Annotated in this window: 14 protein-coding genes; 6 read left to right on the top strand and 8 right to left on the bottom strand. The window is 72.0% G+C overall.

Going from position 1 to position 17,975, the window contains the following annotated elements:
• Positions 1–94: 94 nt before the first annotated feature.
• Both PZE19_RS12775 and PZE19_RS12770 read right to left on the bottom strand, forming a co-directional pair.
• The gene (locus PZE19_RS12775; RefSeq protein ID WP_277861009.1) at positions 95–1,747 is read right to left on the bottom strand and encodes an RNA polymerase sigma factor; all 1,653 of its coding nucleotides are present in this window, start codon (positions 1,745–1,747) and stop codon (positions 95–97) included.
• Positions 1,748–1,885: 138 nt separating this feature from the next.
• Positions 1,886–3,049, bottom strand: coding sequence for an FAD-dependent oxidoreductase (locus tag PZE19_RS12770; protein ID WP_277861008.1), 1,164 nt, complete (start codon positions 3,047–3,049; stop codon positions 1,886–1,888).
• A 226-nt stretch (positions 3,050–3,275) separates the two neighbouring features.
• Between PZE19_RS12770 and PZE19_RS12765 the strand changes: the two genes are divergently transcribed.
• The 4 genes from PZE19_RS12765 to PZE19_RS12750 all read left to right on the top strand — a co-directional run bounded on the left by PZE19_RS12765 (position 3,276) and on the right by PZE19_RS12750 (position 9,724).
• Positions 3,276–4,127 (top strand): formylglycine-generating enzyme family protein, encoded by an 852-nt coding sequence (locus PZE19_RS12765; RefSeq protein ID WP_277861007.1) that lies wholly within the window; start codon positions 3,276–3,278, stop codon positions 4,125–4,127.
• 231 nt (positions 4,128–4,358) lie between these two features.
• On the top strand, positions 4,359–4,676 hold the full coding sequence (gene rplU / locus PZE19_RS12760; protein ID WP_277861006.1) for a 50S ribosomal protein L21: 318 nt from the start codon (positions 4,359–4,361) through the stop codon (positions 4,674–4,676).
• Between the two features lie 513 nt (positions 4,677–5,189).
• Positions 5,190–8,195, top strand: coding sequence for a vitamin B12-dependent ribonucleotide reductase (locus PZE19_RS12755; protein WP_368411357.1), 3,006 nt, complete (start codon positions 5,190–5,192; stop codon positions 8,193–8,195).
• Positions 8,196–8,356: 161 nt separating this feature from the next.
• Positions 8,357–9,724 carry a cytochrome P450 gene (locus tag PZE19_RS12750; RefSeq protein ID WP_277861004.1) on the top strand — a complete coding sequence of 456 codons (1,368 nt, stop codon included), beginning with the start codon at positions 8,357–8,359 and terminating at the stop codon, positions 9,722–9,724.
• Between the two features lie 7 nt (positions 9,725–9,731).
• On the opposite strand, the gene PZE19_RS12745 is transcribed toward PZE19_RS12750, so the two are convergent.
• Positions 9,732–9,974: a hypothetical protein gene (locus tag PZE19_RS12745; RefSeq protein WP_277861003.1), complete on the bottom strand. Its 243-nt coding sequence runs from the start codon at positions 9,972–9,974 to the stop codon at positions 9,732–9,734.
• 182 nt (positions 9,975–10,156) lie between these two features.
• Between PZE19_RS12745 and PZE19_RS12740 the strand changes: the two genes are divergently transcribed.
• Positions 10,157–11,080, top strand: a complete 924-nt coding sequence (locus tag PZE19_RS12740; protein WP_277861002.1) for an alpha/beta hydrolase — start codon at positions 10,157–10,159, stop codon at positions 11,078–11,080.
• A gap of 87 nt (positions 11,081–11,167) precedes the next feature.
• On the opposite strand, the gene PZE19_RS12735 is transcribed toward PZE19_RS12740, so the two are convergent.
• From PZE19_RS12735 to PZE19_RS12715, 5 genes are all read right to left on the bottom strand, one after another.
• A complete protein-coding gene (locus tag PZE19_RS12735; protein WP_277861001.1) occupies positions 11,168–11,431 on the bottom strand; it encodes a hypothetical protein in 264 nt (87 codons plus the stop codon).
• Positions 11,431–13,896 (bottom strand): tetratricopeptide repeat protein, encoded by a 2,466-nt coding sequence (locus PZE19_RS12730; RefSeq protein WP_277861000.1) that lies wholly within the window; start codon positions 13,894–13,896, stop codon positions 11,431–11,433. The genes PZE19_RS12735 and PZE19_RS12730 overlap by 1 nt, the downstream gene beginning before the upstream one ends.
• A gap of 123 nt (positions 13,897–14,019) precedes the next feature.
• Positions 14,020–15,087 carry an SgcJ/EcaC family oxidoreductase gene (locus PZE19_RS12725; RefSeq protein WP_277860999.1) on the bottom strand — a complete coding sequence of 356 codons (1,068 nt, stop codon included), beginning with the start codon at positions 15,085–15,087 and terminating at the stop codon, positions 14,020–14,022.
• A 225-nt stretch (positions 15,088–15,312) separates the two neighbouring features.
• On the bottom strand, positions 15,313–15,663 hold the full coding sequence (locus PZE19_RS12720; RefSeq protein WP_277860998.1) for a hypothetical protein: 351 nt from the start codon (positions 15,661–15,663) through the stop codon (positions 15,313–15,315).
• An 83-nt stretch (positions 15,664–15,746) separates the two neighbouring features.
• On the bottom strand, positions 15,747–16,502 hold the full coding sequence (locus PZE19_RS12715; protein ID WP_277860997.1) for a hypothetical protein: 756 nt from the start codon (positions 16,500–16,502) through the stop codon (positions 15,747–15,749).
• Between the two features lie 239 nt (positions 16,503–16,741).
• Here PZE19_RS12715 and PZE19_RS12710 point away from each other — a divergent pair, with 239 nt between their 5' ends.
• Positions 16,742–17,914, top strand: coding sequence for an aldose 1-epimerase family protein (locus tag PZE19_RS12710; protein WP_277860996.1), 1,173 nt, complete (start codon positions 16,742–16,744; stop codon positions 17,912–17,914).
• Positions 17,915–17,975 lie beyond the last annotated feature (61 nt).

The following is a 17,975-nucleotide window of genomic DNA, read 5'->3' as shown; positions in this document are numbered from 1 at the left end:
TCGGAACAACGAGAACCCGCCTCCGAGCCCGCGTTGGGATTTCGAACCCCCAGGCGGCCCTCATCCGGCTTGGTATCCCAGGCGGGCGAAACGGTCAACGCGAATCGGCCGGCTTGCGGGGATGCAGGGCGACGCCGGGGATCGTGGCGACTTCGAACGGGCGGGTCTGGAAGTGGAACGCCTCGACGTTCTCGATAGGGACCGCGAATTCCCAGGAGAGCTGGGCGAAATTCCTGGCGTACCCTCCTCCGAAAAGGATTCCCGGATGGGAAAGGCCGTCCTGATCGACGGCGATGAGCCGGATGGGGATCTCGAACGAGAAATCGTGGGTGATCGAGGCCGCGGTCCCGGCCCTCGTCGCGATGGCGTCGCTGGCGATCACGGTGTGGCCCTCCTGGCCGGCGATGGTCCCTTGCATCCCCCACTTCCGGAGCGTCTTCCAGGGCCCTCGCGTCTCCCGGAATCTCACGGGGACGACGGCGGGGACCTCCGGAAACCACTGGATGAGCCGCTTCAGCTCGGGAACGACCTTGCCCTGACGCTCGACCCGCCATCCCAGGGTGGAGCTGTTCGCAAGATACATCAGGAGGTCCTCGCCGTCGGATGGGCGATCGACGACCTTGAGGAGGATCTCGCGACGTCCTTCGTTGGTCCTCTCGGCCGAGTCGACGGGCGCGGCCTCTCCCGCCGCCGCCATCGGCTCGCACGGGGCCGTTTTCAACGGCGTCCCGTCCGGCCGCCACCAGGTGTCGGGGCCCGAAGGATAGGTCGAGACCGCCACGACTTGCACGACCGTCCCGTCGGCGAGCTTCCTCGTGAATCGCGGGTCGGGCGCGTCCTCGGCCTTCGCGGCGATCGCCGCATGCTCGGATCGGGGTGAGCCCTCCTGGAGCGGGCCTGCGACGGCCACCACGGCCGCGCCGGCACCGGCGACGAGGATCAGGGCGAGGGGCTTCAACTTGTCCCACATCATGGTTCGAATCGCTCCTTCGGCGAGCCGGGCGACGGCCGCGGGGACGACCCCCGAGGCGATCGCGCCGGCCCGGATGGTGGGGGGGATGAAGACCCGAGGGACGCCGGCGCGGCATTCCCGGGCGAGATGGGCCGCGGCGATCGCCGACAGCGGCGCCAGCCCGCGGCGGGCGAGGCGGCCCCTGAGGCGGAGCCGGCCCCGGGCGAGGCGGCTCTTGAGCGTCGCGGTCGGCCAGCCCAGGGAGCGGCCCGCCTGCTCGTACGTCAGGCCCTCGAAGTGGCACAATTCGATCGGGCGTCGGTACTTCGCGGGGAGCTGATCCAGCTCGGCGGCCACCGCGTCGCAGGCCTCCCGGCGCTCGGCGGCGACCGCGGGATCGTCGCCGGACGTCGGGTCGACGGTCGCCGCGGGCCGCCGCGCCGCTTCCTGGCGAAGGCGGCCGGAGACCCGCCGGGCGACGCCGTAAAGCCATCGCCCGAGGGAGCCTCGCTCGTCGACGCGCACCGACCCGGCCTTGCGGACGAGGACCAGGAACGTCGCCTGGAACGCGTCCTCCGCGTCGGCTCGGTCTCGCAGGCCCCGCCGGCAGACCCCCCAGACCAGCGCCGCGTGACGGTCCACCAGCGCGCCGAAGGCGGCTTCGGCCGCCGCCGGGTCCGAAGACCCGTCGCGCGACCGGAACCGTTCCAGCAACTGGCCGTCCGTCATTCCCGTCGCGGTCCCGCCGTGGAAGAGGGCCCGAAGCCCCGCCGGCGATGAAGTGGATCTCGTCATGAGCCGCCCGCCTGCACCTGGATGTCCCGACGCCCTCGTCCCTACCATGCGAGGGAACGCCCGATCGGCCCCGGATTTCTCCCGAGATTCGATCCAGGTCAGGCTATCGAGGTCCGGACGGTCGGGATACAGGCGACGTCACGCCTTCGCGCCGGGGCCGTCGAAGCGGGGAAGCTCGTGATCGAGGCCGGTGAGGGTCCGGACCATGCGGTCGCGGAGGGGGCCGATCCGGGTCAGCACGGGGATCAGCAGGTTCCGCAGCAGCCGGACGGGGGTCGATTCGGCCGCCACCATGCGCGACATGATCTCAACCTGGCGCACCACGCGGGCGTCGACCGGACGCCGCAGGGCGTCATAGTCGGCGAGGCGGCCGGTCCGGACGAGTTCGGAGAAGACCCAGGCGTCCTCGATCCCGAGGTTCATGCCCCGGGCCCCCATGGGCGAGTGGACGTGGGCGGCGTCGCCGGCGAAGTAGACGCCGCCGGCCGCCAGGGTCGCGTCGATCCGGTGCGCGATGTGGAAGCTCGACTCCCAGACCGGGGGCCCCGTCGCCTCGGTCCCGAGTTCGGCCAGTCGCGAGAGCGGATCCGGGCGGTTGCCCAGCACCCGCCAGATCGGCCCGCCGGGCTCGACGGCGTGCGCATCGTCGACGACCGGGAGCAGGAAGAGGAACCCGCCGGCGGCGCCGAGCGCGACGTGGGCGCGGTCGTCCGCCAGGTCCGTCCGCAAGGGGGCGTCGGCCAGGTACCACGGCTCGGCGAACGAGGACCCGTCGAAGGCGATCCCGAGCTGCCGCCGCGCGATGCTGTGCGCGCCGTCGGCCGCCAGGAGCCACGAACAGGCGAAGACCTCCGGGGTGCCGCCGGACGCCGGCTCCAGCACCGCCTCCACCTCCTCGGCCGCGGAGCGGCAGGCCGTCAGCTTCGTCCCGCGCTCGACCCGGCCGCCGAGCGCCGTCAGGGCCTCGGCCAGCAGCCGCTCGGTGGTCGCCTGCGAGAGCGCGAGCATGAACGGGTAGCGGGGATGCAGGTCGGGGAACGAGATCGTCGCGACCACCCGGCCCTTCCGGTGCAGCTGGGCCCCGTGGATCCGCCGGCCCAGCTCCAGCATCCGCCGGGTGACGCCGGAAGGCTCCAGGATTTCGAGGGTCCTCGGATTGACCGCCAGCGCCTTCGACTCCAGCGCCCGCTCGGCGCGCTGGTCCACGACCCGAGCGGTCACGCCCTGCCGCGCCAGGAACAGCGCCGCACCCAGGCCCACCGGCCCGGCGCCGACGATCAACGGCCGTTTCGTCTCGCTCATCGCACGCTCGGGACCCAGCGACGGGCCCCGCCCCCTTCGACCGGGAATCGCCCCGAGCGGCCGCGACGGACGAGGCCGCCGCCGAACGCGCCGTGAGACCGGTCGGGAAGGATCGGCTTGAAAACGGCGCGCCGTACGGCCGCGATCCTCGCCCGGGGGCGGGACGGACTTGCTCGTTCGTCGCCGCGAGGCTCTGCTGAGAGGGAGGCCCCGAGGGAGACGCCCCATGACGACTCGACAAGCCCGCCTCGCGCTCGCGTCCCTGGCCCTCGGCCTCGTTCGCCCGGCCGCGGCCCAGGACGACGCGTTCGCCGGCGTCCGGGCCGGCGAGGAACGCCGCGTCGCGGGCGTCGCGCTGTGCTGGTGTCCGCCCGGGCGGTTCCTCATGGGCAGCCCGCCCGACGAGCCCGAGCGCCGGCCCGGCGAGGATCGGGTCGAGGTCCGGCTCGCCAGGGGGTTCTGGATCGGCAAGTACGAGGCGACGCAGGGCGACTGGAAGCGGGTGGTCGGCGACCTGCCGGGCCCGCTCACGGCGGAGCTGCCCGGGGGGGACGCCTACCCGGTCGGGAACGTCAACTTCGCCGAGGCCGAGGATTTCTGCCGCCGGCTGACCCTGAAGGCGACGGCGACGGAAGAATTGCCCGCCGGCTGGGAATTCCGCCTGCCGACCGAGGCCCAGTGGGAGTACGCCTGCCGCGCCGGGACGACCACCGCCACCGCGTTCGGCGACTCGCTCGGGCGGGCCCAGGCGAACTTCCAGGGCCGGCCCTACAACGGAGCGGCCGACGACGGCCCCTCGCTAGGGCGGGCCTCCGAGGTCGGCCGCTATCCGGCCAACTCCTGGGGGATCCACGACATGCACGGCAATACCTTCGAGTGGTGCCGCGACTGGTACCACCCGAAGCTGCCGGGCGGCGACGACCCCGACCTGTCTTCGGCGCCGGCGAGTTCGCGCGTCCGGCGGGGCGGCGTCTGGACCGACGACGGCTGGCCGTGCCGCTCGGCCTTCCGCCTGCGGTTCGAGCCGGAACGGCGGTACGACCACATCGGGTTCCGGGTCGTGGCGGCGCGTCGGTAGGGCGGGCCTCCTCGCCGGCGATCTTTCGCGACCGGCCGCGTCGATGCCTCTTGATCGCCGGCCGCCCGGTACGCTATGCTTGCGTTTTCTTCTCGCGCGGAGGGGATTCCGCGCGGCGAAGGCGAACCACCGTCAGAACAAGAGTGACGAGAGAGGTCGGGGGGCGGGCGATCCCGAGTCCCGTACTCGCAGAGCGCGGGCCGTCGTCCGCTCAGGAGCTTCGGAAAGACCATGTACGCTGTTTTTGAAGACGGTTCCCACCAGTATCGCGTTCAGGAAGGCGACTTCATCCAGGTGGACCGCCGCCAGGGTCCGGCCGGCACCGACGTCGTTTTCAGCAAGGTCCTGCTGTTCGCCGGCGACGGCGAGCCGACCTTCGGGGCCCCCACCATCGAAGGGGCCAGCGTCAACGCGAAGATCGCCAGCCACTTCCGCGCCAAGAAGATCATCATCCAGAAGTTCCGCCGCCGCAAGAACATGCGTCGTCGCCGCGGCCACCGTCAGTACTATACGACGGTCCAGATCACGAGCTTCGCGACCGCTTCCTGAGCGACGGCTCGTTTCCTGATTCGACACCTTTTCTACATCTTCCGCCCGCGCCCGGCGCACCCGCCGAGCGAGGGCGTTTTTTTTCGCGCCCACCCCCCGGGGCGCGGGCATTCTAGAAGCCGAGTCGTGAGCGCAGAGAACCGCCGCCGTGAGGAAATCGTCGAGGAAGCCATTTCTCGGGAGCACCCGCATCCCGTTTCTTCGCGACCATCCCGCCGCGCCGGCCCAGGCCGATTCGTCGGGATCGCTTCGACATCATCGAGGCGCGACTCAAGTTCGTGTATCTCGGGAACCGACGTAATGGCGGCCGGAATGTACATCTGGACTGGTGGACAGCGATCGATTAAAATGGTGCGCTCAGGTCGCACCTGATCGATCCTGGGCCCGACGTCCCAGGGGGAGTGCGAGCCGATGGCGAATGCAGGAAGGCGGGAGGGGACGACCTCCGTGGAACAGCAACAGCCCGAGGGATCGACGGCGAAGGCGAAGGATCAGGCCAAGGGTCGCTCGGGGATGGCGGTGCCGCGCGTCTTCAGCACGGAAGGGGTCAGCCCGTTCGACCTCGTCGAGTGGGACCTGCGTTCGGCGGCGATCAAGGACGAGCGTGGGAAGGCGATCTTCGAGCAGCTCGACTGCGAGATCCCCAAGGCGTGGAGCCAGCTCGCCACCAACGTCGTGGTGAGCAAGTACTTCTACGGCGACGTCTCCGGCGGCAACGGCTCGCCGGCCGAGGGCAAGCGCGAGTTCTCCGTCCGTCAGCTGGTCGACCGCGTCACGCGGACGATCGCCGACTGGGGCCGCGAGGACGGCTACTTCGCGTCCGTCGAGGACTCGGAGCGGTTCTACGACGAGCTGTCCGCCCTCTGCCTGAACCAGTACGGCTCGTTCAACTCGCCGGTCTGGTTCAACGTCGGCCTGTTCCACTCCTACGGCATCGCCGGCCCGGCCAACAACTGGCGCTGGGACGAGGACACGCGGACGGTCGTGGCGGCGTCGAACGCGTATGAGACGCCCCAGTCGTCGGCCTGCTTCATCCAGAGCGTCTCCGACGACATGGACGGCATCATGCGGCTCGCGCACAGCGAGGCCATGCTGTTCAAGTTCGGCTCGGGGACCGGCACCGACCTGTCGACGCTCCGCTCCAGCCGCGAGAAGCTCGCCGGCGGCGGCAAGCCGTCGGGCCCCGTGAGCTTCATGCGGGTGTACGACGCCGTCGCCAGCGTCGTGAAGTCGGGCGGCAAGACCCGCCGCGCCGCCAAGATGCAGACCCTCAAGATCTGGCACCCGGACGTCCTCGAGTTCATCGAGTGCAAGATCAACGAGGAGGCCAAGGCCCAGGCCCTCATCAAGCAGGGGTACGAGGCCAACTTCAACGGCGAGGCCTACAGCTCGGTCCTCTTCCAGAACGCCAACCTCTCGGTCCGCTGCTCCGACGCCTTCCTCGAGGCGGCCGAGGCCGACGGCGAGTGGACGACCAAGGCCGTGCTCACCGGCCGGCCGATGGACACGTACAAGGCCAAGATGCTCCTCGACCGCATCGCCGAGGGGACCTGGCTCTGCGGCGACCCCGGCGTCCAGTATGAGGACACGATCCAGCGCTGGCACACCTGCCCCAACACGGCGCCGATCAACTCGTCGAACCCCTGCAGCGAGTACATGTTCGTCGACGACTCGGCGTGCAACCTGGCCTCGCTGAACCTGGCCCGGTTCGTCTCCGACGACGGCTCGTTCGACGTCGAGCGGTTCCGCGCGGCCGTGCGGATCTTCATCACGGCCCAGGAGATCCTCGTCGACCACGCCAGCTACCCGACGCAGAAGATCGCCGCCAACAGCCACAAGTTCCGCCCCCTGGGGCTGGGCTTCGCGAACCTGGGCAGCATGCTGATGTCGTCGGGCCTGCCGTACGACTCCGACGCCGGCCGCTCGGTCGCCGCGGCGATCACGGCCGTCATGCACGGCCAAGCCTATCTGACGAGCGCCGAGCACGCCGGCCGGGTCGGGCCGTTCGACGGCTTCGCGATCAACCGCGAGCCGATGCTCAAGGTCATGGAGATGCACCGCGACGCCGCCTACGCCATCGACGCCTCGGCGCCCGAGGCCGTCCGGCTGGCCGCGCACGCGATCTGGGACGAGTGCCTGGAGGTCGGCCGGGCCAACGGCTACCGCAACAGCCAGGTGACGGTGCTGGCGCCCACGGGCACCATCGCCTTCATGATGGACTGCGACACCACCGGCATCGAGCCCGACATCGCCCTGGTCAAGTACAAGCAGCTCGCCGGCGGCGGCATGCTCAAGATCGTCAACCGGACGGTCCCCGCGGCGCTCCGCAAGCTCGGCTACGACGAGCCCGAGGTCCGCGGCATCCTCGACTACATCGACGCCAAAGACACGATCGAGGGCGCCCCCGGCCTGAAGGACGAGCACCTGCCCGTCTTCGACTGCGCCTTCGCCCCGCCGCAGGGCGGCCGCAGCATCCACTACCTGGGCCACCTGCGGATGATGTCGGCCGTCCAGCCGTTCCTCTCGGGCGCCATCTCCAAGACGTGCAACCTCCCCAACGAGGCGACCGTCGAGGACATCCGCGAGACGTACCTGGAAGGCTGGCGGCTGGGCCTCAAGGCCCTGGCCATCTACCGCGACGGCTCCAAGGGGAGCCAGCCGGTCTCGACCAAGTCGGAGACCGGCGCGGCCGCCGACAAGGCGGCCTCCGAGGCCGCCGCGGCCGCGGTCGCCGCCGTCGCCGCGGCCGTCGAGGCGGCCGCGCAGCCCGCGGCGGTCTCGGTCGAGTCGCTGAAGCCCGTGCAGACGCCGGTGACGACCACGATCGTCTCCAAGCCCCGTCGCGAGCGGCTGCCGCACACGCGGCGGAGCATCACCCACAAGTTCGACATCCAGGGGCACGAGGGCTACATCAACGTCGGCTTCTACCCCGACGGCCGCCCCGGCGAGCTGTTCATCACGATGGCGAAGGAAGGGTCCACCATCGGCGGCCTGATGGACGTCCTGGGGACGTCGATCTCGATCGGCCTGCAGTACGGCGTGCCGCTCGAGGTCTTCGTCAACAAGTTCGCCCACAGCCGGTTCGAGCCCGCCGGGTTCACCAAGAACCCGGACATCCCGATCGCCAAGAGCATCGCCGACTACATCTTCCGGTGGCTCGGCATGGAGTTCATCGAGGGCTACCGCGAGGCCAACTCGCCCAACCGCGGCGCCGAGGAGCCCGCGCCCAAGGCGTCGGCCGAGCTGACCGCGACCCCGGTCCTCAAGGTCAACGGCCATCGCTCCGCGACGATCGCCGACCTGGAGCACGCCGAGGCCGTGCTGGGGACCGCCCCCCCCAAGCAGCCGTCGAGCCAGCCCCAGGCCATCGAGCCTACCGCCGCCCTGCACGTCCAGGACCGCCAGTTCGCCTCCTTCCAGAGCGACGCCCCGGCCTGCGACAACTGCGGCGCCCTGACCGTCCGCTGCGGCACCTGCTACCGCTGCTTCAACTGCGGCAACAGCATGGGCTGCTCGTGACCTGATCCCGATCGACCGACGAATGAACCAGGGCCGCCGCCTCACCTCGAGGCGGCGGCCCTGGTCGTTTTCGAACCGCATGATTGACAAATGTCATAGGGGGCCCTATCCTGGCGCGGTCGCCTCGGCTCCCGGGCGACGTCCCTCGCGGGGGTCGGGCCATGAATCGTCCACTCGCCCCGAAGACCGCCCCAGGCCTGAGGCAGTTCCTGCCCATGTCGTTCGGGCCCATGGCCCGGCTGCGGACCGACCCGCTGGGCTTCCTGCTCGACGGCCGGCGGCGGTTCGGCGACGTCTTCCGGTTCCAGGTCGGTCCGTTCGTGATCCACCTGCTGGCGCACCCCGATCACGTCAAACGCGTGCTGGTCGACGAGCAGGCGAACTACGAGCGGGGGTGGGCCTATAACATCCCCCGGCTCGCGGCCGGCGAGGGCCTGGTCACGACCGACGGCCCGGCCTGGCGACGCCTGCGACGGATGATCCAGCCGGCCTTCCACCGCCAGAAGATCGAGGCCATGGCCGTCGCGATGACCGACGCGACCGAGGTCCTGCGACGGCGCTGGCGGGCCCGTCCATCGGGCGAGGGCCCGCTCGACGTCGCCGCCGAGTTCATCGACCTGACCCTCCGCATCGTCGGCCGGACGCTGCTGGGCGTCGACCTCGGCGGCGCGGCCGACCGCATCGGGCCGGCGATCGCGACCGCGATGGAGTACGTCCAGTATCGGATCGACAACATGCTGGCGCCGCCGCTCGTCTTCCCCACGCGGAGGAACCTGCGGTTCCGCAGGGCGATGGGCCGGCTGGACGCCCTCGTCTTCGAGATCATCGCAGGCCGCCGCCGCGAGCCGTGCCGCGACGCCGACGACCTGCTCGCGCGGCTGCTGGCCGCGCGCGACGAAGAGACGGGCGAGGGCCTCACCGACCGCGAGATCCGCGACCAGCTCCTCACCTTCATCGTGGCCGGCCACGAGACGACGGCCGCCGCGCTCGCCTGGACGTTCCACCTGCTGGGACGGAACCCCGAGGCCGCGGGTCGCCTCCACGCCGAGGTCGCCGACGTGCTGCAGGGCCGCACGCCCGCCGCCGCCGACCTGCCGCGGCTGGGATACGCGCGCCGGGTGGTCGAGGAATCGCTGCGGATCTACCCGACGGTCTTCGGCGTGCTCCGGTCCGCCGGCCGCGCCGACGCGATCGGCGGCTGCCGCATCCCGGCCCGGTCGCAGGTCCTGCTGAGCCCCTACGTGACCCAGCGCCATCCCGACTTCTGGCCCGACCCCGAGGCGTTCGACCCCGATCGGTTCCTGCCCGAACGCGCCGCGGCCCGGCCCCGGTTCGCCTGGTTCCCGTTCCTGGGGGGCCCGCACCAGTGCATCGGCCAGGAGTTCGCGATGATGGAGGCCGTGCTGGTCGTGGCCATGATCGCCCAGGAGTTCCGCCTGCACCCCGCGCCGGGCGTCGCGGTCGAGCCGAAGGCGGTGCTGAGCCTGCGACCCCGCGACGGGCTCCCGATGACGATCCAACCGGCCTGAACCGGGGTCAGCGGGCCTGGGCGTCCTCGACGACGCGCGTCCTGGCCGCGTGGGGGAAGTGGGGGGCGGGGACGGCCGGCGTCTCGTCGGCCTTGCGGCCCAGGCCGGCGTCGACGACGCTCTTCGCCAGGCCGAAGCACCAGCGGACCGAACTCTTCCCGAGCATCAGGGCCACTCCGAGGATCGTGGCGATGATGGACGTGGCCGGCAGGACGGTTTCCGGGCCGAAGTAGGCGAATAAGGGCGTCATCACGCATCGTCCTTTATGGTGAAGATGAATTCGTTTTCACGGCGGGGGAAGGGCGTCCCGCTTGTTCGAGGTGAGGGCCGGGATTACAACCGAACGTCGCGATCGCCGCAAGGCGAATCCGCGTCCCCGCCCGGGCCTCGGTCGCCCGGGCCGGGCCCCACTCGCACGAGGAATCGCCCGCCATGCCGCACCGCACGACGCCCCGCATCGGAGTCCTCGCCCTGGTCGGACTGGCCCTCGCGGGGGCGTCGCCGGCGGCCCCGGCGACCGCCGAGGAGCCCGCCGCCCCGCTCGTCCTGGACGTCTGGCCCGGGCCGCCGCCCGGCGAGGTCGGCAAGCTGGAGCCCGAGAAGTACCTCGACGAGAAGCCGGTGAAGCGGCTGGCGAACGTGTCGCACCCGACGTTGACGGTCTATCGCCCCGCGCCCGACAAGGACACCGGCGCGTCGGTGGTGATCTGCCCCGGCGGCGGCTACTTCATCCTGGCCATGGACCTGGAAGGGGAGGAGGTCGCGGCCTGGCTGAACTCGATCGGCGTGACCGGGATCGTGCTCAAGTACCGCGTGCCGAGGCGCGAGGGGACGCCCGACGCCGAGAAGCCGATCCAGCCCCTGATGGACGTCCAGCGCGCGGTGAAGCTCGTCCGCAGCAAGGCCGCCGAATGGCGCCTCGACCCGGCCCGCGTCGGCGTTTTGGGCTTCTCGGCCGGAGGCCACCTCTCGGCCGCGGCGTCGACCCGGTTCGAGGAGCCCGTCTACCCCCAGAAGGACGACGTCGACAAGCTGAGCGCCCGGCCCGACTTCGCCGTGCTGATCTATCCCGGCGGCATGGAGGACAAGAACGAGGTCGACAACCCGCTGCTCCGCGTCTCGGCCAGGACCCCGCCGATGTTCCTCGCCCACGCCGGCGACGACGGCGTCAGCCCCATGAACAGCGTCGCGATGTACTCGGCCCTCAAGCAGGCCGGCGTCCCCGCCGAACTCCACATCTACGCGACCGGCGGCCACGGCTTCGGCCTCCGCCCCAGCGACAAGCCGTGCTCGACCTGGCCGAAGCGCTGCGAGGAGTGGCTGCGGACGATGAAGCTGCTCACGCCGAAGCCGTGACGTGAGGCGTCGACGGGCCGTCGCGGATCGTCCTCCTCCCACGGAGGGGAGAAGGGATATCGACATCAATTCAACTGGATGTCGTCGTCAGCGGGTGAAGGTCAGGGCCGGGCCCTTGCCGCCGTCGGCGGGGCTGAACTTGAAGGAGTTGGGCTGGATCTCGGTGACCTTGCCGGCGAGGGGGGGGCCCTCCTGCTGGAAGAGGCCGAGGGTGTCGTCCTTGTAGCCGGCCATGCCGGTGAGAGTCTGCTTCTGGCCCTTGGCGTCGACTTCCCAGGTGAAGACGGCGTCCTCCTCGATGGTCAGCGAGATCGTCAGGTCGGCGGCGGGCTTGGCCTTCCACGTCCCCATCAGGGTCGCCGGCGGGGGCGGCGGGGGCTCGAATTCGGGCTCCGCCTTGGCGTCGCCCGCGGTCGTCGTCGCCTGCACGACCGTCCCGGCGGGCGCCTGGGCCGGCGTCGGATCCGGCGCCTGCGGGGGCGAGGCCGGCGCCTGGGCCGCGGCCGGCGCGCCGCGGCCGCGGCGACGGCGGTCGGGGCCGGCTCGATCGCCTTCTTGAGGGCCTTGGCGAACGAGGCCGAGAGGGTGTCGTTCGGGGCCTGCTTGACGACCTCGTCGAACTGCATCGCGGACGCCGCCTTGTGGCCCTGCACCATGTAGTGGTAGGCCAGCAGGAAGTGGGGCGCGGCGTCGGCGGGCTTGCCCTTGACCACGGCCTCCAGCGCCCGGACCTGGTCGGTGTAAGTCGACACGTTGGCGTAGAGTCCGACGAGGGTCTCCCAGTTCCAGCCGGGGCCGGCCGAGAGCGCGGCGTACAGGACCGACGCCGCCTCGTCGTAGCGACCGAGGGCGAAGAGGGTCAGCGCGCGGAACTCGTGGATCACGGGCACGTCGGGCGTCTTGGTCAGGACCTGGTCGACGAGGGCGAGCGCCTGGTTGTAGTCGCCCGACTTGAACGCGTCGCGGGCGGCCGAGAAGATCTGCTCGTTCGTCGTGGCGACGTCGGGCGCGGGGGGCTCGGCGGCGAGGTTGATCGGCCGCGAATAGTCGTACACCGGCGCGGCCTGCTGCACCTGCACGGGCTGGGCCGCGACGAGGGCCGTGTTGTAGGGGTTGGCGTAGTCGCTGTAGATCGCCGTGCCGGCGACGGAGCCCAGGCCCCAGGTGTCGTAGGCGCCCACGCTCCACGTCGGGAAGTAGTCGTAGACGCCCATCGTGGACATCATCGGCGCGCCGATGACCGTGGGCTGGAACCAGCTGTTGGTCATGGCCCCCAGGCCGAACGAGGTCAGCGCGCCGGCGCCGAAGCCGGTCCAGAAGCCGTTGCCGCCCCAGCCGCCGCGATACCAGTTGCCGCCCCAGGCCCCGGGGCCATAGCCGCCGCCGCCGTTCCAGCCGCCGCCGTTCCAACCGCCGCCGCCGTTCCAGCCGCCGCCGCCCCAGCCGCCGCCGCCCCAGCCGCCGCCGCCTCCGCCGCCCCACCAGTTGTTGGAGTTGTTGACGACGTTCGTGTTGTTGATGTTGTTGATATTATTAATATTGTTGACGTTCGAGCCGCCGCCCCACCCGGGACGGTTCCAGCCGCCGAGGTTGTCGTTCCATCCGGGGCGGTTCACGCCGCCGTTGTTCCAGCCCGGCCGATTGCCGCCGTTCCAGCCGGGCCTCTGGACGCCGCCGCCGTTCCACCCGGGGCGGTTGACGCCGCTCCAGTTCGGTCGATTGTTGCCGTTCCATCCCGGGCGCTGGACGCCGCCGCCATTCCAGCCGGGGCGGTTCACGCCGCCGCCGTTCCAGCCAGGCCGCTGGACGCCGCCGCCGTTCCAGCCCGGCCGATTCCCCGCCCATCCGGGGCGGTTGCCGCCGATGCCGCCAGGTCCCGGCCCCGGCCGGCCGGGAATCCCGCCGCCGATGCCGCCGCCGGGACGGTTTCCGCCCCACGGCGGGGGTGTGCCGCCGCCGCCGATGCCGCCTGGGGGCCGCATGCCGCCGCCCCAACCGGGCCGATTGCCGCCGATCCCGCCACCCGGCCGCCCAGGAATGCCGCCGCCGATCCCGCCGCCGGGCCTTCCCGGAAACCCGCCGACGCCCCCGCCGGGTCGACCGGGCAGTCCGCCGACGCCTCCACCAGGACGGCCGGGCAGTCCGCCGACGCCCCCGCCGGGAGGCCTCATACCGCCGATCCCGCCTCCAGGACGCCCCGGCAAGCCGCCGCCGCCGCCTCCGGGCCGACCGGGGATCCCTCCACCGCCGCCGCCGCCGGGCCGGCCGGGAAGTCCGCCCACTCCGCCGCCGGGACGACCGGGCAAGCCGCCGACGCCGCCGCCCGCGCCGGGCGGACGCATGCCGCCGATCCCGCCGCCGGGGCGGTTAGGCATGCCGCCGCCCACCCCGCCGCCCGGTCTCCCCGGGAGGCCGCCGCCGCCGGGGCGGTTAGGCATGCCGCCGATGCCGCCGCCGGGAGGCCGATTGGGCATCCCACCCACTCCGCCGCCGGGCCGGTTGGGCATCCCGCCGCCGACGCCCCCGCCGGGGCGGTTGGGCATGGCGGGGCGGGTCATGTTGCCGGGCCGGTTCGCGGCGCCGAAGTTGGGCCGGGTCTGGGGCGTGGCGGGACGGTTCATGGGCATGGCCGGTCGGGTCATGCCGCCGCCGGGACGGGCCGCGCCGCCCCCCGGACGGGCCATGCCCCCGCCGCCGCCTGGCCGGGCCATGCCGCCCCCGCCCCGCATGCCCCCGCGCTGGGCGAAGGCGAGGTCGGCGGCGCCGAGGACGACGCCGAGACACGCGACCGAGGAGATCAGAGGATGCCTGAACATGACCGGGCCTCGCGCAGCACGGGGAGAAGGTCCGCGATCCGTGCGGGCGTTGGGGTCGGGATGTCCATGCGCGGCCGGCGGGCCGCGTCCCGGGGGGATCGAGAACGAGGTGCGGGCGTTACTTCACTTCGCCCTGGTCGCGTCGGCGGCCGGCGCCGGCGCGGGGGCCTTGCGGACCATGACGACGTCGAGGACGTCCTCGGCGACGAGGCCGCCCAGGATCCGGTCGACGGCGTCGGTCTTGACCGAATCCTTGTTGAGGATCGTGTGCACCTGGGTCGCCGACGTCGGCAGCCCGTTGCGCAGGACGCCCTGGGCCTTGACGACCCACTGGTTCTCCTCGGTGCGGGTCCAGACGCCTTCGCCGTGGCCCCCCTCGGAGTCGAACAGCCAGGACTTGATCTGGCCCGACTGGGGGTCCCAGCCGATGAACATGGTCCCGGAGGACTTCTTCTGGCCGTCGAGCTCGGCGGCGTAGGTCCGCACGAGGTAGCTGCGGTTGTCGGCCCACTTGATCTCGGCGGTCACCTTGTCGTGCTGGCCCTCGTTGACCCACTCGCCGACCATCCACTCCAGGTCCTTGAGCCGCTCGTAGGGCTCGACGTCCTCGGCGGCGGCGGGGTACTCGCGGATCTCGGCGATCGTCCACTTGCCGCCCTTCTGGACGAGCAGGCCGCTGTACCGGGTGTAGTCGGCGGCGTCGCCGGCGGGCGTCGCCAGCCGCGACCGGCCCTCGATCCGCGCCACGTCGGGGGTGAGGAAGCGGAGCGCCTCGATCTGCGCGTCCAGCTTCAGGCCGGCGGCGACGGCGAAGGATTCGGCGTAGAGCCGGGCGATCTGCTCCTTGCCCTTGATCTCCAGGCCGTCGGGGTCGACGATCACGGCGTCGTCGGCGTAGAGGGCGGCCAGGGCCTGGGCGTCGCCGGCCTCGTAGGCCTTGACGAACTCGCCGACCTGGACGGCCACGGCCTTCTCGGCCGGGGTCGTGGGCTGGAAGGCGGCCGTCGTCGCCGCCGCGGGGGCGGTCGTGGTCGCGGCCGGCGGCGTCGCCGGCGCGGTCTTCGGGGCCGGGGCGGCCGCGGGGGCCTGTGCGGGCGCGGGCGCCGGGGCCTGCCAGCGCGCGCCGGCGGCCGTCACCAGTCCGACGGCCGCGAAGGTGGCCGCGATGGTCTTCGTGAGCTGCGTTCGCATGGTCGTTCTCGCTGCAAGCGGGTGCGCGACCGGCCTGTCCCGGGGGACTCGGGGACGGGACGCGACGATCGCTGGGTCCTGTCAGTAATAGTACCCGCATGGGCGCAGGTCCAGGGTCGAGCCCCCTGCAAAGCGAAAAAGCGGGGAAAACGAAGCGACCCGGTCGCGGCCTCGCGGGTCGCGCCGGGTCGATAGGGGTGTCGGGGGGGCGGATCGGCCCGCGTCTCACCTCAGGAAGGGGGAGTCGCCGGCGGTGATGCTGCGCACCTGCGGGATCTGGGATGCGGTCGGCAGCTGGTCGATGGGCAGCAGGCCGGTGACGGCCAGGATCGTCGCGTCGGTCGCGTTGATCTGCATGCCGAGGTTGCGGAGCGAGTCGACGAGCGCGGCGAAGTCGCCGTCGACGGTCCCGCTGATCATCACGCTCACGGCCCCGTCGACGATCTTGATATAAGACGGCGGCGCGACGGTCGAGGCGCCGGTGTGGAACTGGTAGACGACGTCCAGCACGCGGCCGACGTTCGCGGGGAGGGTCGTCGCGGCGGCCGCGGAGGCCGGGTCGGTCGGAGTCGTCATGGCGTCCGTCGTCTCGGGGGAGGGCGTCGGGGCCGCCGACGCGTCGGGCGTCGGCGGGGCGACTCCTACACTACGTCCCCCCCTCAGAAAAAAGAACCCGTCGACGTCGGATTCGTGGTCACCGAGGGGACCGTCACGCCGGGCGTCGTGAGGGTCCCGGAGCCCGCCCGCAGGAAGTTGGTGCTGAACCGCGAGGTCGAGCTGGGCACGGTCACGCCGGGCGTCGTCACGCCGCCGGAGCCCGATCCGCCGATCGTGGTGGTGTTGCCCGTCGTGGTGCCGGGGCTGGCGACCACCGCGCCGCCGTTGGTCCCGGCGCGCAGGAACGTGGACTGGAAGCGATTGATCGTCGACGGCGTGGTGACGCCGGAGCCGAGCCCGGTCGCGGCGCCCGTGGTGTTGCCGGTCGGGGTGGCCGTCGCGGCACCCGCCCTCAGGAAGGGCCGCTGGAGGAAGGCGAGCGAGCCGTCGAACGACGAGGCCGGCGTGGTCGTGGTGACCGTCCCCGTCCCGGTGGTGGTCGTGGTCGTGCCGCCGACCGTGCCGGTCCCGGTCGCGCCCGTCGACGTGGCGGTCGCGCCCGCCCTCAGGAAGGGCCGCTGGAGGAAGGCGAGCGAGCCGTCGAACGACGAGGCCGGCGTGGTCGTGGTCCCGGTCGCGTCGGTCGTCGTGGTCGCCGCCGTGTTCGCGGCGGTCGCGGCGGCGTCGGTGGCGATCGTGCCGGCCCTCAGGGCGGTCCCGAAGGCGGCCAGGGGGTTCATCACGGCCGGGGTGAGGCGGGTCTCGAGGGTCTCGAGGACGAGGCGTCGCTTCAGGGTCGAGGTGCGCGTGCGATTCATCGGTGTAGCTCCATGGCGACCGCAGCCGGCGGGCCGCGGAGGATCGACTTGAATAGGGCCGTTCGCGGGGCCGTCGGGTACTGGCGTCGGCCCTGATCGCGGACTACGCTTGACTTTCGCTGAAACACTCTCGCGAAACGTGCGCCGAACGATCAGATATTGATGCGAAGTTCCGTCGATCGGGCCCGGGGGGGTCGTCTCGGGTCGATCGGCGGGGCGAGATACGAAACGGTGGGGCGATGAGCGAACGGCGGAGCTTCGTGCTGATCGATGCAAGCCATGACGTGTGGGTCGAGGATTTCACGCTCGACGGCGCGGACCTGGGGCCGCCGGCTTTGGGGGGATGCGGCGTGACCAAGCGCCGGCTCCGGGGCGGGCGTCGCGACGGCGTGGACCTGATCCGGGTCGACAACGGCGCGCTGGCGTTCCAGATCGTGCCGACGCGGGGCATGGGCCTGTGGAAGGCGGCCTGCGGCGGCGACCGCGCGGGCTGGGACTCGCCGACCCGCGACGGCCCGGTCCACCCGGCGTTCGTCCAGCCCCACGACCTGGGCGGGATCGGCTGGCTCGAAGGCTTCGACGAGCTGATGGTGCGGTGCGGCCTGATGAACAACGGCGCGCCCTACCGCGAGGGCGACGCGGCCTATCCCCTGCACGGCCGGATCGGCAACATCCCGGCCTGGTACGTCGCCGTGCACGTCGACCTGGAGCCGCCGTACGCGATCACGGTCGAGGGCCGCGTCTCCGAGTCGTTCCTGTTCGGCGGCGGCGTCGAGCTGGCGACGACCTACACGACGACGCCGGGCTCGAACGCGGTGACGGTCCGCGACGAGTTCGCGAACGTGAAGGACCAGGCGGTCGAGATGCAGGTCCTCTACCACTGGAACTTCGGCCCGCCCCACCTGGAGGAGGGCTCGCGGTTCGTCGCGCCGTTGAAGACGGTCGTCCCCCGCAACCCCCGCGCCGTCGCGGGCCTGGCGGCCTACGACGCCTACGGGCCGCCCGAGCCCGGGTTCGTCGAGCAGGTCTACTTCTGCGACCTGCACGCCGAGGGGGGCCGCACGGCCGCGATGCTCCGCAACCGCGGCGGCGACAAGGCCGTGGTGCTCCGCTACGGGGTCGACGGCCTGCCGTGCTTCAGCCTCTGGAAGAACACCGGCGGCCTGCGCGACGGCTACGTCACCGGCCTGGAGCCGGGCGTGAACTTCCCCAACCCCCGCCCGTTCGAGAAGGCCCGCGGCCGCGTGACGTCGCTCCCCGTCGGCGGCCGTCACGTCACCGAGACGACCCTCGAAATCGTCGCCGGCCGCGACGCCGTCGCCCGCGTCGAGGCCGAGATCGCCCGCATCCAGGCCCAGGGCGAGCCCGTCGTCCACCCCGGGCCCTGCGAGCCCTTCGCGGCCGAGGGCTGAGCCCCGCCCTCCCGTCGCGGCGCTTCTTCCGGACGGGAGGCGGGGCGGCGGCCTCGGATCG

Origin of the sequence: Paludisphaera mucosa (assembly GCF_029589435.1) — a bacterium.
Classification (GTDB): Bacteria; Planctomycetota; Planctomycetia; order Isosphaerales; family Isosphaeraceae; genus Paludisphaera; species Paludisphaera mucosa.
This window is presented reverse-complemented; position numbering and strand designations above follow the sequence as displayed.

Excerpts from the sequence above, each read along its gene's own strand:
- PZE19_RS12775 (WP_277861009.1), bottom strand. The coding sequence starts at position 1,747 with ATGACGAGATCCACTTCATCGCCGGCGGGGCTTCGGGCCCTCTTCCAC.
- PZE19_RS12770 (WP_277861008.1), bottom strand. The coding sequence starts at position 3,049 with ATGAGCGAGACGAAACGGCCGTTGATCGTCGGCGCCGGGCCGGTGGGC.
- PZE19_RS12765 (WP_277861007.1), top strand. The coding sequence starts at position 3,276 with ATGACGACTCGACAAGCCCGCCTCGCGCTCGCGTCCCTGGCCCTCGGC.
- rplU (WP_277861006.1), top strand. The coding sequence starts at position 4,359 with ATGTACGCTGTTTTTGAAGACGGTTCCCACCAGTATCGCGTTCAGGAA.
- PZE19_RS12755 (WP_368411357.1), top strand. The coding sequence starts at position 5,190 with ATGGCGGTGCCGCGCGTCTTCAGCACGGAAGGGGTCAGCCCGTTCGAC.
- PZE19_RS12750 (WP_277861004.1), top strand. The coding sequence starts at position 8,357 with ATGAATCGTCCACTCGCCCCGAAGACCGCCCCAGGCCTGAGGCAGTTC.
- PZE19_RS12745 (WP_277861003.1), bottom strand. The coding sequence starts at position 9,974 with ATGACGCCCTTATTCGCCTACTTCGGCCCGGAAACCGTCCTGCCGGCC.
- PZE19_RS12740 (WP_277861002.1), top strand. The coding sequence starts at position 10,157 with ATGCCGCACCGCACGACGCCCCGCATCGGAGTCCTCGCCCTGGTCGGA.
- PZE19_RS12735 (WP_277861001.1), bottom strand. The coding sequence starts at position 11,431 with ATGGGGACGTGGAAGGCCAAGCCCGCCGCCGACCTGACGATCTCGCTG.
- PZE19_RS12730 (WP_277861000.1), bottom strand. The coding sequence starts at position 13,896 with ATGTTCAGGCATCCTCTGATCTCCTCGGTCGCGTGTCTCGGCGTCGTC.
- PZE19_RS12725 (WP_277860999.1), bottom strand. The coding sequence starts at position 15,087 with ATGCGAACGCAGCTCACGAAGACCATCGCGGCCACCTTCGCGGCCGTC.
- PZE19_RS12720 (WP_277860998.1), bottom strand. The coding sequence starts at position 15,663 with ATGACGACTCCGACCGACCCGGCCTCCGCGGCCGCCGCGACGACCCTC.
- PZE19_RS12715 (WP_277860997.1), bottom strand. The coding sequence starts at position 16,502 with ATGAATCGCACGCGCACCTCGACCCTGAAGCGACGCCTCGTCCTCGAG.
- PZE19_RS12710 (WP_277860996.1), top strand. The coding sequence starts at position 16,742 with ATGAGCGAACGGCGGAGCTTCGTGCTGATCGATGCAAGCCATGACGTG.